Origin of the sequence: Roseovarius conchicola (assembly GCF_041403425.1) — a bacterium.
Lineage (GTDB): Bacteria > Pseudomonadota > Alphaproteobacteria > Rhodobacterales > Rhodobacteraceae > Roseovarius > Roseovarius conchicola.
Map to the genome: position 1 here is coordinate 75,112 of NZ_JBGEHK010000009.1, position 12,948 is coordinate 88,059.

Genomic DNA, 12,948 nt, shown 5'->3' on the forward strand with positions numbered 1-12,948 from the left:
TATGTCCCTTGAAGCAGCTTTAGGAGGGTAGGGTGCAGGGGGCGGTGAGGGGTTCAGCAGTTTTTGTGCAGATCATTGCGGATCACCCGGCGGCATTCTTGCCAAGGATGCTGCGCCATGCGACCCTGCCGCGACCGCTTTTGCACGAGGCCTCCCATGCAGACTGCCACCCCCGACCAAACCCTGCACCTGCCGCTGGCCCCCGAGGCGCGCAACCCCGGTATGGCGCTTGATTTGGACTGGGTGCGGGGTGTTCAGGCCAACACTTCGGCGATTGAGCGGCGGGCCAAAACCCTGCCGGGGCGGCGCAGCGTCAAGAAAGATTATCAGGCCGCGTGGCTGTGTCGGGCGATCAGTTGCATGGACCTGACCACCTTGTCGGGCGATGACACGTCGGACCGCGTTACGCGGCTCTGTGCGAAGGCGCGTCAACCGGTGCGGCCGGATATGTTAGACGCTTTGGGGATGGAGGGCCTGACGGTCGGGGCCGTCTGCGTCTATCACGAGATGATCGCCCCCGCGATTGAGGCGTTGGCCGGATCGGGCATTCCCGTGGCCGCCGTGTCCACCGGGTTTCCCGCCGGACTGTCGCCGTTTGATCTGCGCGTGCAAGAGATTGAACGCAGTGTCGCCGCCGGGGCCGCCGAGATCGACATCGTGATTTCTCGTCGCCATGTTCTGCAAGGTAATTGGAAGGCGCTTTATGACGAGATGTGTGCCTTTCGTGCGGCCTGTGGGGCGGCCCATGTGAAGGCCATTCTGGCGACGGGAGAGTTGGGCAGCTTGCGCAATGTCGCCCGAGCCAGCCTGATCTGCATGATGGCGGGGGCGGATTTCATCAAGACGTCGACGGGCAAGGAAAGCGTGAACGCCACGCTGCCGGTCACATTGGTGATGCTGCGCGCGATCCGCGATTATCACGCCCGCACCGGCGCGCGCGTCGGGTACAAACCCGCGGGCGGGATTTCCAAGGCCAAGGATGCGCTGGTTTACTTAGCGATGATCAAGGAAGAGTTGGGGGATGAGTGGTTGTCTCCGGCCTTGTTCCGGTTCGGGGCCTCCTCGCTTTTGGGGGATATCGAGCGGCAATTGGAGCATCATGTGACCGGCGCCTATTCAGCGGGGTGGCGTCATGCGGCGGGATAATTTGAGTATTTGGGGCAAGATGAAGACATGAGCGTGCGCGAGATATACGAGAGCATGGATTATGGACATGCACCCGAAAACGCGGCCGAGGCCTTCGCCTGGCTGGTCGATCAGGGGGATCGGTTTGGTCAATTCATTGATGGGGTCTTTACCGATCCGGGCGAGGGATTTCTGTCGAGGAATCCGGCCACGAACGAGACCCTGGCAACCCTGACTCAAGCGACGCAGGAGGATGTTGATGCTGCCGTGGCCGCCGCCCGCAAGGCGCAGGGCAAGTGGCAACGGTTGGGCGGGCATGGACGTGCCAAATACCTTTATGCCCTGGCGCGGCTGTTGCAAAAACATGCGCGGCTGTTTGCGGTGCTGGAGGTGCTGGACAATGGCAAACCCATCCGTGAGGCCCGCGATATTGATGTGCCTTTAGCCCAGCGGCATTTCTATTATCATGCGGGTCTGGCGCAATTGATGGAGGCAGAACTGCCGGAGGCCGAGGCGCTGGGCGTTTGTGGTCAGGTGATCCCGTGGAACTTCCCCTTGCTGATGTTGGCGTGGAAGGTGGCGCCGGCCTTGGCGGCGGGCAACACGGTGGTGTTGAAACCGGCGGAATGGACGTCACTGACCGCGCTGTTATTCGCTGATATCTGTCGTCAGGCGGGGCTGCCCAAGGGGGTGGTCAATATCGTAACCGGCGATGGGGCCGTAGGCGAAATGGTCGTCACACATCCGGGCATCGACAAGGTGGCGTTCACCGGCTCAACCGATGTGGGTCGTCAGATCAGGCGCGCCACGGCGGGACAAGGCAAGGCACTGACGCTCGAGCTGGGCGGCAAATCCCCCTATATCGTGTTCGAAGATGCTGATCTGGATTCTGCCGTCGAGGGGCTGGTTGATGCGATCTGGTTCAATCAGGGACAGGTCTGTTGCGCCGGATCGCGCCTGTTGGTGCAGGAAGGCGTGGCCGAAAGGTTCCATGCAAAACTGCGCGAGAGGATGGGAAAGCTGCGCATCGGCAACCCGCTGGACAAAAGCATCGACATCGGCGCGATGATCGACCCGGCTCAGTTGGCGTGCGTGGCCAAAATGGTAGAGGGCTGTGATGCCGGAGACCACTTCAGCCCCGAGATGCAGATGCCCGCGGAAGGGTCATACTATCCTCCCACCCTGATCACCGGCCTCGCCCCGTCTGATCCGTTGATGCAGGAAGAGATTTTTGGCCCCGTTCTGGTGGGCACCACCTTCCGCACTCCGGTAGAGGCGGTGCAACTGGCCAATAACACGCGCTATGGTCTGGCCGCGTCGGTCTGGTCCGAGAATGTGAACCTTGCACTGGATATCGCGCCCAAGCTGGCCAGTGGCGTGGTCTGGGTGAATGGGACAAATATGTTCGATGCAGCCGCACCGTTTGGCGGTGTACGCGAAAGCGGGTTCGGTCGCGAAGGCGGCTGGGAGGGCCTGCGGGCCTATACGCGGATCAAAGGAAAACCCAAGACACTTAAGAAAGTCGACGCGCAAACGGGGCAAGGGGCCGCTGAGGGCATTGACCGGACCCCGAAGCTCTATATCGGGGGCAAGCAGGCGCGGCCAGACGGTGGCTATTCCCGCAATATCTACGGCAAAACCGGCAAGTTGTTGGGGCAGGCACCCGTGGCCAACCGCAAGGATATCCGCAACGCGGTCGAAGCGGCGTGCGGGGCTGCAGCCTGGGGCAAAAGCACCGGCCATACCCGTGCGCAGATCCTGTATTTCATGGCCGAGAACCTGTCAGCACGCGAGGCCGAGTTTGCCGGCCGTCTGAACGCTATGACCGGAGGTCGCAACGGCAAGGCCGAGGTAAGCGCCTCGATTGACCGGCTGTTCACATGGGCCGCCTGGGCGGACAAGTTTGACGGGGCCACGCGCGGTGTGCCCTTGCGAGGCGTTGCGCTCGCAATGCGTGAACCTTTGGGGGTGATCGGTGCGTTCTGCCCGGACGAGGCGCCCTTGCTGGGGCTGGTCACCGTGCTGGGCGCGGCCATGGCGATGGGCAACCGTGCTGCTCTGGTGGCGTCCGAGCCGTTCCCGCTGGCGGCATTGGACTTCATCCAGGTGCTGGAAACCTCGGATGTGCCCGGAGGCGTGGCCAACATCCTGACAGGTACCCATGGCGATCTGGCCAAGGACCTGGCGGCCCATGCGGATGTGGACGCCGTTTGGAGCTTTTCTTCGTCTGATATCTCGGCGGTGATCGAGCGGGAAAGCGCCGGCAACCTCAAGCGCACATGGGTCAACAACGGCCAGGCGCGAGATTGGCGAAAGGCTGACTCACATGCGTTTTTGGAGACTGCGACCGAGGTCAAAACCATCTGGGTGCCGTATGGTGAATAGGTAGGGTATTCCCTACCTTACGGTGATTATCGGTGGTGTTTCGGGTGCTGCTGCTTAGGTTAATCCTGTCCCGCAACCCAAGGGCAGGATGAGTACTGTGAAGATTGAGCCGACAGAACTGCCGATACCTGTGCGGGCCGACATGGCCGAGAAGCCTGTGGGTCTGATAGGATTTGCACGCCGCGCCGGGCGGGACCTGTTGTCGGTGATACCTGAAGAAACGCGGCACCAGACCTATCTGAAAGGCCCGGCGCGCATTCACTATATCTGTGACCCTGCCATGATCAGTGAGATGCTGGTCACCCGCGCCGCTGAGTTTCCCAAGTCACAGGTCACCAAGAACATTCTCGGGTCGGCCATCGGCAATGGTATGTTGCTGTCCGAAGGGGATGTCTGGAAGGCGCAGCGTAAACGCTATGCGCCCCTGTTCGCCGCGCGTAACCTGCCGGTTCTTACCCGGCATTTTGCCCGCACCGGGCAGGCCTTGGCCGATGGGATTGCCGGGGGCGAGGTCGACGTGGCGGCACTGGCGCAAGAGGCGACGTTGACCAATATCACGCGGGCGATGTTTTCCGGTGATGATCGGGTCGACCCAAGCGAGGTGCGCGAGGGCCTGCGGCGCTACAATACCTATGTCGGGGATATGTCTCTGTTTGATCTGATGGGTCTGCCTGCTTGGGTGCCACGTTTGAAATGGCTAAAAAGCCGCGCACCGGTGACGCGGATGCGTGATCTGGCGCGGCAGGTGATTGAGGGGCGGCAGGCCGAGGCCCGTTCCGAACCCCGCGATTTTCTCGACCTGATGATTGCTGCGTTAAACGAGGATGGCGAGGATATCGAAGCCTCGATCGATAACCTTCTGACCTTTGTTGTCGCGGGGCATGAAACAGCCGCCAACACATTGGCCTGGGGCCTTTACCTGTTGTCGATTTATCCCGAGGCACAGCAACAACTGCGCGCCGAGGTGCGGGCTGCGTGTGGCGACCGTCCCGTCCCGTTCGAGGCGTTGGAGAAGATGCCCCTGCTGGCCGCCCATGTTAATGAAACCCTGCGGCTTTATCCCGCCGCTGCCTTTACCGCACGGGATGTGGCGCAGGATGGGGCTTTGGGCGATGTGGCGCTGCGCAAGGGTGATGCGCTGTTCCTGCCGATCTATGCGTTGCACCGGCACGAGGCGCTGTGGGACGAGCCGCAAGCCTATCGCCCGGACCGCTTTCTGGAACACCTTCCCCCGCGCGGACAGTTCATTCCGTTCGGGGATGGACCGCGTGTCTGTATCGGTGCGCAATATGCCCGGACCGAGATCATGATTTTGCTGGCCTCGATTCTGCGTCAGATCGAGGTGTTGCCGGGTGCAGGCACGGTCCCCCGTCCGGTTGTCACTTTCACGTTGCGTCCCGATGGTCCATTGCGCCTTAACCTGCGACAGATTGGAAACGGCGCATGAGACCCCTTGCGCTTATCCGGTCGCTAACCCGGCGGCATATGCAGTTGGAGTTTACCAGCGGCCCGCATCGCATTCGCATTCTGGATCGTCCTGGCCTGTCGTTGCCTGCCTCCGAACAAGCCGCGCTGAGAGAAGCGGTCTCGGCCTTGGCGATGAAAGTGGAACCGCGCGGGAGTCTGGATTACGGCGTGTTTCTGGACGATCCGGTGATCTGGGGCTCGATCGTTTTGACGCTTATCTATGACCGCGAGACTGGCGCGCTGATCGCATTCAACGCGTTGCGCTGGATCGAACTCGACACAGACGTGTCCGAGGCTCCGGTTCTGCATCTGGGGCTGGCCATGGTGGACCCGGACTATCAATCGCACGGGGTGTCGTGGATTCTCTATGGTCTTACCGTCGTGTTGCTGTTTCTGCGAGGTGGAATGCGGCCCCTGCGGATCACCAGCGTCAGCCAGGTGCCAGCCATCATCGGCCGTGTGGCGCTGAGTTTTGCTGATGTTTACCCGGATGCCAAACAGGATCGCCCCCGGTTTCGCCATCTCAGCATCGCGCGGGCCATCATGCGCGACCATCGGGATGTTTTTGGCGTAGGCGACGATGCGTGGTTTGAAGAAGATGGGTTCGTGATCCGCAACGCGTACACCGGTGGGTCGGATGCGATGAAGAAAACCTATGAAGAGGCAGCCCACCATCGCGAGGCTTATGTGAACGATCATTGCGCGCAGGTTCTGGATTATGCGCGCGGTGATGACTTGTTGCAGGTGGGGCAGATGGATTTGCCCACCGCGCGCGCCTACTTCCTGCGCGATGTTCCCAGGGAATCGCGTCGTGCCGTGTTGATGACCGCTGGCTTTGCGATTTTGCAGACGTGGATCGTCCCGCTGCTGTGCTGGCTGGACACTGCCCGTGACTGGGACGGGTTACAGCCCTATCGGAGCAGACGTGATGTTTGATTACGCCGAGTTCACCACCCGCAATCTGGGATTTGTCACCGAGGCGCAGCAAGAGGCTTTGCGTCGCGCCCATGTGTTCGTTTGCGGCACCGGGGGAATGGGCGGTGCCGCCCTTCTTGCGCTGGCCCGGGCGGGTGTTGGGCGGTTGACCATCTGCGATATCGACGCATTCGAGGTGTCCAATCTGAACCGGCAGGTGTTTTGCTGGCTGGATACCGTGGATCAGCACAAAGCCCATGCCACCGCCGGACAGCTGCGCCAGATTAATCCCGGACTCGAGCTTGAGGTGTTGGACGACGACTGGACCGGCCATGTGGATCGGATCGTGTCCGAGGCCGATGTGGTGATCAATGGCACCGACGATCTGGGCGCGTCCTTGTTGCTGTACCGAACGGCGAGGGCGCGGGGACGCACGTTGATCGACAGCTATGCCTCGCCCCTGCCATCGGTCTATGTGACCCGCCCCGGTGATCCGATGCCGGAGGAACGGTTGCGTTATCCGACGCAAGGCGTGGCCTGGGACGCCTTGAACGACGATCAGTGCGCCCGCGCGTTTCTGGGCGAGGCGGAGTACGTGATGACCCACAGTGCCTCGGCCTTTCACATTGATCTTGAGCTGGCGGGCGAAGTGGCGGCAGGCGCGCGCAGCCGGATGTCGTTTGCACCGATGGTGATCACCTCGGGCATGTTGATGGGATACGAGGCACTGGGCCTGATCACCGGCACCAAGACAGCCACTGATTACCGAGGCTGGTTTCTCAATCCCTATCGCGCCCGGGTCGAACGGCCGCGCAACGCGCTGGTGGCGGCGATCCTGCGTCCGATCGTGCGCCGTAAACTGAAACAGATGATGGAGGCGGGATGAGCACCGCGCTGCTGGCCGATTGCCTGATCTCCGGTCTTGCCGGGCTGGCTCTTTTGGGGCTGCGTGTGCGCCTGCGCCGCGTGGGACTAACCCCACGCCTGATGCGCACCCTGAGATTGGCAACCGGACTTTGGGGGGTGTTCTATCTGCTTCGTATACCGGCATGGATGGGGCAGGCTGATCTTGGTAATCGGTTGTTGCTGGCCGTTGCCGCCTTTATTCCGCTTTCGTTGGTCCTTGTGGCCGAAGCAGCGTTGCGCCGCCATGCGCCCCCGGTCATGAAATGGGGATTGCTGATCGGAACGCCGCTATTGGTGATCGGAGCAATTTTGGCGCCGTCTTCGGCGGCGGGCACCTACCTTCCTGTCCTGTTAGGTTTTCAATTGCTGTTCATCGCCGGGATCGGTTGGTTTGTCTGGCACTTTGCCGCCGCGCTCAGTGATGCCGAGGCGAAACAGATGCGCGCTTTCGGGGGCCTGGCATTGCTCAGCCTGCCCCTTGTGGCCACCGATTTCATCATGCTTGGCACCGGTTCAGCGCTGCATCTGTCAGCGTTGGTCGTTCTGATCGCTGTTTGGCTGGCAGTTTCCTCGGGCAGCTGGATGACGGGCGTGCGCCCTGCGGTTTGCGCGGTTGGCTGCCTTGCGGTTCTGGCGGCACTTGGAGCATTGGCGCTGAATGGCGGCTGGGTGATGTGGGTCACGTTACTGGCGGTCTTGATCTTTGCGGCCCTTTTGGCCGATGCGGCACGCCTGGCATCAGGGGGCCTTGGCACCGCGCTGGCTGAGCTTCTGGCGCGCCCGCGGGGCGATTTAACCGAGGCGCACCTGGCCGAGACCCTGTCTGGTCGGGATGCAGTGCTTCTTTCCGAGGCGGATTTGAAGGGGTTCGATGCCGCTGCCTTGGCCGAGGAGTTTCGGAACCAACCTCTCTGGGCAGCCCCAGGGAGGGGTCGTGACCTTGACGAACAAATGGCGGCACTCGCCCGGCGCACCGGGGTGTCCCATATGGTGGCGGTTGGTCAGGCACCTTTGCGATTGATCGGGTTCACCCTTGGCCCGTCACAAATGGGTGGTCAGGTCGAGACCCTGTTGAAAGCGCTGGGGCGGCGGATGAGTAGCGAGTCTGCGCCATGACCGTCGAACTGCGGCAAGGCGATGTTGATGCCTTCTTCCAGGTGCCGTTTGAGGTTTATCGCGGCCAGCCTTATGTCTCGCCCTTGAAATCCGATTTGCGCCGGTTTTTGTGCGCCAAGGATAATCCTCTGTTTGAGCGCGCCGATGACATCGCGGTTTTCACCTGTCACCGCACCGGCCGTCCGGTGGGACGGATCACGGCCCATGTGCATTGCGCCAGTAACACGCGCCATGGCCAAAACGCGGCCCATTTCGGATTTTTCGATTGCGCCGATGATGGCGAAGTTGCCCGCACTCTTCTGGACGCTGCCGAGGCTTGGGCGCGGGCACGCGGGTTCGATCGGATCGGGGGGAATTTCAACCTGACTGCGATGCAGATGGTGGGCGTGGCCACCGGCGGGTTCGAGCATCAGGTTTACTCGGACTGTATGTGGAGTCCGCCGTGGTTGGCCGGTCTGTTAGAGGCGAACGGGTATAAGCGTCGCTTTCCAATGGCCACGCATGAGACCGATCTGAATGTCTGGCAGGCGCAAGCCGGGTCGCCCCGGTCTTTGCCCGACGGGGTGAGCGTGGCCCTGTTGACCCGCGCCACACTGGGCGCACGGCTGGAGGATGCAAGGCAGATCCTGAACGCCAGTTTTGATGCCAATCCGATGTTCGTTCCGGTCAGTCAGGAAGAGTACATGTTTCAGGCGAAGGACCTGAAGTGGATCATGGACAAGCGGTTGTCGGTGGTGCTGCACGCTTCGGGTCGTCCGGTCGGCGTGTTGATCGGCATCCCCGATCTCAACCCGTTGTTGCGAAGAATGCGGGGGCGTCTTGGCCTCAGCACGCCTTGGCATGTTCTGCGCCATCTGATGGGCAACCGCCGTGCGGTGATTGTCTACTACGGGGTGGTGCCGGACTGGCAGGGCAAAGGATTGGCACCTTATATGGTGGATAGCGTCAATCGCGCGGCCTTGGCGGCGGGATACACTTCGATGGGCGGGACATGGATCGCCGATGAAAACCGCGCCAGCTTGCGCCAGATGGAAAAGACCGGCGCGCGGCGGCTGCAGGAGTTGCATCTGTTCGGAAAGGACCTGTGATGGAGGACGCCCTGTTTCACGCTTTGGTCGAGGAGGCGGCGCTGGCCCCCAGTGCCCACAACACACAGCCCGCCCGCTGGGTGGTGGACGGTGAACAGATGCATTTGGGCTGTGCCGCAGAGGCGACCTTGCCGGTCGCTGATCCGACGGATCACGACACGCTGTTTGGCTGTGGCACGGCACTGGAAGGAATGATGATCGCGCTGTCGCGCCACGGTTTGCGGGCTGACGTTCACTATGGCGATGGCGGCGTTGGGCACGGCGTCTTGGCGACGGTCAGCGTCGTGGGCGGTGGGGCGACTCCTGATCCGCTCGCCGATTGGGTGACCAAACGATTCACCTGCCGTGCCGGGTTTTCACCGGTCAGCACTGAACAGATGCGCGCCCTGAAAAGCTGGGCCCGGGCCGCGCAAGATGTCCGATTGATTACGGAGCGTGACGGGTTAAGCGAGTTGAGCGAACAGAATGATACGTTGTCGTTGCGCTGGTTTCGGGGATCGGCGTTTCGCCAGGAGCTGATGGCGTGGAGCCGCATGAGTCCGCGCCATCCCCGCTGGGATCATGACGGCCTGAACGCGCGCGCGCTTGGGTTGTCGCGGATCGAGGCGCTGGCAATGCCCCTGATCATGAAGGGTCCGGTTTTCCGGGGTCTGCGCGCGATGGGGCTGGCGCAAGGCCTTTTGTCAGAACGCGATAAAACCCTGCAAGTGGCGGGCGTATGTTTCCTGACGGTGCCGCAGGACATGAACCCGGTCGAGGCCGGGCGGCTTTATTACCGAAGGGTATTGGAACTGACGGCGATGGGCTTTGCCACATGGCCCATGTCGGTGATCAAGGATGACGCCGTCACCCATGCGGATTGGCTAGCGAGGTTTGGCCTGAAGGGTCAGGCGAGGATAGTTGCCTGCCTGCGCGTAGGTGTGCCCAGCGGCGCCGCACCTGAACGGGCGCGGCGCCCTATTGATGAGGTGATTGGCCCGCCCCCTCCCTGATCAGAGGGGGGACGAAAGACAATCAGGCCACGTCGAAATCGAGGGACCGGACCTGTTGGAACTTGCCGGTCGCTTCAAGCTTGGCAATGATCTCGGCAGGGACCGGTGCATCGACATAGAGCAGGGCAATCGCCTCGCCTCCAGCGGCCGAGCGGCCGAGGGTAAAGTTGGCGATGTTGACGTTGTTTTCACCCATCATCTGGCCCAGCGTCCCGATGATACCCGGTTCGTCATTGTTGGTGGTATAGAGCATATGGCGACCGATCTCAGCGTCGATATTGATGCCCTTGATCTGGATAAAGCGTGGTTTGCCATCAGAGAATACTGTGCCACCGATCGAGCGTTCGCGTTGATCCGTTACGACTGTCAGCTTGATATAGCCCTCAAACGCGCCTGATTTATCCTGTTTGGTGGTGGAAATCTTGATGCCGCGCTCTTTGGCCACGACGGGAGCGGAAACCATGTTCACTTCGGGGTTCACCGATTTCATGATGCCTGCGACAGCCGCACAGGTCAGCGCATCGAGGTTCATATCGGACACCACACCATCATAGAGGATGTTGATCGCCTTGATCGGTTCATCCGTCATCTGGCCGATGAAATTGCCCACATGCCCGGCCAGTTTGATCCATGGTGCCATCACCTTGGCCTCTTCTGCTGTCACCGAGGGCATGTTGAGCGCGTTAGTGACGGCGCCGGTCAGCAGGTAATCCGACATTTGTTCAGCCACCTGTAGGGCAACATTTTCCTGCGCCTCGGTGGTGGCGGCCCCCAGATGCGGGGTGCAGACCACGTTGGGCAGGTCAAACAGCGCGTTTTCCGTGGCAGGTTCGACGGCAAAAACGTCAAACGCTGCCCCGGCGACATGGCCGGACTTCAACAAGTCGGCCAGCGCTTCTTCATCGACCAGACCGCCACGGGCGCAGTTGATGATCCGGACGCCTTTCTTGGTCTTGGCAAGGTTTTCAGCTGACAGGATATTGCGGGTCTGATCGGTCAGGGGCACATGCAGCGTGATGAAATCCGCGCGCGACAGAAGGTCGTCCAGCTCGACCTTTTCAACGCCCATCTTGTCGGCTTTCTCCTGGCTAAGGAAGGGATCATAGGCGATCACTTTCATTGAAAGGCCACGCGCACGGGCGCAGACGATTCCACCAATATTCCCAGCGCCGATCACACCCAAGGTCTTGTTGGTCAGTTCGACGCCCATGAACTTGGATTTCTCCCACTTGCCGGCATGGGTGCTGGCGCTGGCCTCGGGTATTTGGCGGGCGACGGCGAACATCATCGCAATGGCGTGTTCGGCGGTGGTGATCATGTTGCCAAAGGGCGTGTTCATCACGATCACACCTTTCTTCGAGGCGGCTTCCTTGTCGATATTGTCGGTGCCGATCCCGGCGCGGGCGATGACTTTGAGGTTATCAGCGGCGTTCAGGATTTTCTCGGTCACCTTGGTGGCCGAGCGGATGGCAAGGCCGTCATAGTCGCCGATCACCTCGGCCAGCTTGTCCTTGTCTTTGCCGAGGTCGGGCTGAAAATCCACATCGATGCCGCGATCCCGGAAGATTTGAACGGCGGTTTCGCTGAGTTTGTCGGATACGAGTACTTTGGGAGCCATTTTTCTGGTCCTTTTATAGAAATGTTGAGAGCGGCGGAGTGAACCCCGCCTTACAAATTGATTTCGGTTTCAAATGCCCATTTGATCCACGGCATCAGGGCGGCCACGTCGGACGCCTCAACCGTGCCGCCACACCAGATGCGCAATCCCGGAGGAGCATCGCGATAGGCGCCGATGTCATAGGCCACGCCAGCCTCGTCCAGCCGCTTGGCCACGGCCTTGGCGAATGTCGCGCCATCGGTGATGCGCGCATCGTTGAACTTCAGGCACACGGAGGTATTTGACCGTGTTGCCGGATCCGTGGCGAGGTTTTCGATCCATGGTTCCGCTTGCGTAAACTCGGCCACGGCAACCGCATTGGCATTGGCCCGCGCCATGAGGCCGGACAGCCCGCCAACCGAACGCGCCCAATCCAGTGCCAGCAGGTAGTCTTCGACGGCCAGCATCGAGGGCGTGTTGATCGTGGCCCCTTCAAAGATACCGTCGATTAGTTTGCCCGCCTTGGTCAGGCGGAAAATCTTGGGCAACGGCCAGGGCGGCGTGTAGCTTTCCAGCCGCTCCACCGCGCGCGGGGATAGGATCAGCATGCCGTGGGCCGCTTCTCCGCCCAGCACTTTTTGCCAGGAGAACGTCGTCACATCCAGCTTGTCCCAGGACAAGTCCTGCGCAAACGCGGCCGAGGTGGCATCGCAGATGGTCAGCCCGGCGCGATCTGCCTTGATCCAGTCGCCGTTGGGCACACGCACGCCTGAGGTTGTGCCGTTCCAGGTGAAAACGACGTCGTTGTCGGTATCGACCGTGCTGAGATCAACAATCTCGCCATACTCGGCGGTCTTAATCTCGGCCTCCAGCTTCAGCTGTTTGACCACGTCCGTGACCCAGCCCGCGCCAAAGCTTTCCCAGGCCAGCATCTCGACCTTGCGATCCCCCAGCAGGTTCCACATCGCCATCTCAACGGCACCCGTGTCCGACGCAGGCACGATTCCGATCTTGTAATCGGCAGGGATGCCCAGCACCTCGCGCGTGCCCTCAATGGCGGCCTTCAGCCTGGCCTTGCCCACGGCGGCACGGTGGCTGCGGCCCAGGGGGGCATCGGCCAGTTTGGTCAGATCAAATGCGGGGGGTTTGGCACAGGGGCCAGAGGAAAAACGCGGGTTAGCCGGCCGCGTCGCCGGTTGTTCAATAGCCATTTCTGCTATCCTTCCAGATATGCGCCCTTCGTTGGGGAAGGGTGTCCCACTTACTTGGCTACGTGGGTTCCGTGCATTGTGCAAGTGCGGAAATGGCGCTAGAACGCCGCTTGAGTGTTCAAATACGACCCTGACGACCACGATCG

The 12,948-nt window shown here is 61.2% G+C and carries 10 protein-coding genes; 8 read left to right on the forward strand and 2 right to left on the reverse strand.

Features of this window, described 5'->3' with window-relative positions:
* Positions 1-156 precede the first annotated feature (156 nt).
* The 8 genes from deoC to V6N02_RS19350 all read left to right on the forward strand — a co-directional run bounded on the left by deoC (position 157) and on the right by V6N02_RS19350 (position 9,994).
* On the forward strand, positions 157-1,146 hold the full coding sequence (gene deoC / locus V6N02_RS19315) for a deoxyribose-phosphate aldolase (RefSeq protein WP_371228350.1): 990 nt from the start codon (positions 157-159) through the stop codon (positions 1,144-1,146).
* Between the two features lie 27 nt (positions 1,147-1,173).
* Entirely contained in the window at positions 1,174-3,510 is a 2,337-nt protein-coding gene (locus V6N02_RS19320) for an aldehyde dehydrogenase family protein (protein WP_371228352.1), read from the forward strand.
* Positions 3,511-3,598: 88 nt separating this feature from the next.
* Positions 3,599-4,957, forward strand: a complete 1,359-nt coding sequence (locus V6N02_RS19325; RefSeq protein WP_371228354.1) for a cytochrome P450 — start codon at positions 3,599-3,601, stop codon at positions 4,955-4,957.
* Positions 4,954-5,913, forward strand: a complete 960-nt coding sequence (locus V6N02_RS19330) for a hypothetical protein (protein WP_371228356.1) — start codon at positions 4,954-4,956, stop codon at positions 5,911-5,913. The genes V6N02_RS19325 and V6N02_RS19330 overlap by 4 nt, the downstream gene beginning before the upstream one ends.
* A complete protein-coding gene (locus tag V6N02_RS19335; RefSeq protein ID WP_371228358.1) occupies positions 5,906-6,778 on the forward strand; it encodes a HesA/MoeB/ThiF family protein in 873 nt (290 codons plus the stop codon). The genes V6N02_RS19330 and V6N02_RS19335 overlap by 8 nt, the downstream gene beginning before the upstream one ends.
* Positions 6,775-7,914: a hypothetical protein gene (locus tag V6N02_RS19340; RefSeq protein WP_371228360.1), complete on the forward strand. Its 1,140-nt coding sequence runs from the start codon at positions 6,775-6,777 to the stop codon at positions 7,912-7,914. The genes V6N02_RS19335 and V6N02_RS19340 overlap by 4 nt, the downstream gene beginning before the upstream one ends.
* Positions 7,911-9,002: a GNAT family N-acetyltransferase gene (locus V6N02_RS19345; RefSeq protein ID WP_371228362.1), complete on the forward strand. Its 1,092-nt coding sequence runs from the start codon at positions 7,911-7,913 to the stop codon at positions 9,000-9,002. Before V6N02_RS19340 ends, V6N02_RS19345 begins: the two co-directional genes overlap by 4 nt.
* Complete coding sequence (locus V6N02_RS19350; RefSeq protein WP_371228364.1) at positions 9,002-9,994, forward strand: hypothetical protein; 993 nt, start codon at positions 9,002-9,004, stop codon at positions 9,992-9,994. Before V6N02_RS19345 ends, V6N02_RS19350 begins: the two co-directional genes overlap by 1 nt.
* A gap of 22 nt (positions 9,995-10,016) precedes the next feature.
* Here the strand turns inward: V6N02_RS19350 and serA are convergent, their stop codons facing one another.
* Both serA and V6N02_RS19360 read right to left on the reverse strand, forming a co-directional pair.
* Positions 10,017-11,612: a phosphoglycerate dehydrogenase gene (serA, locus tag V6N02_RS19355; RefSeq protein ID WP_371228366.1), complete on the reverse strand. Its 1,596-nt coding sequence runs from the start codon at positions 11,610-11,612 to the stop codon at positions 10,017-10,019.
* A 50-nt stretch (positions 11,613-11,662) separates the two neighbouring features.
* Positions 11,663-12,802: a phosphoserine transaminase gene (locus V6N02_RS19360; protein WP_371228368.1), complete on the reverse strand. Its 1,140-nt coding sequence runs from the start codon at positions 12,800-12,802 to the stop codon at positions 11,663-11,665.
* Positions 12,803-12,948 lie beyond the last annotated feature (146 nt).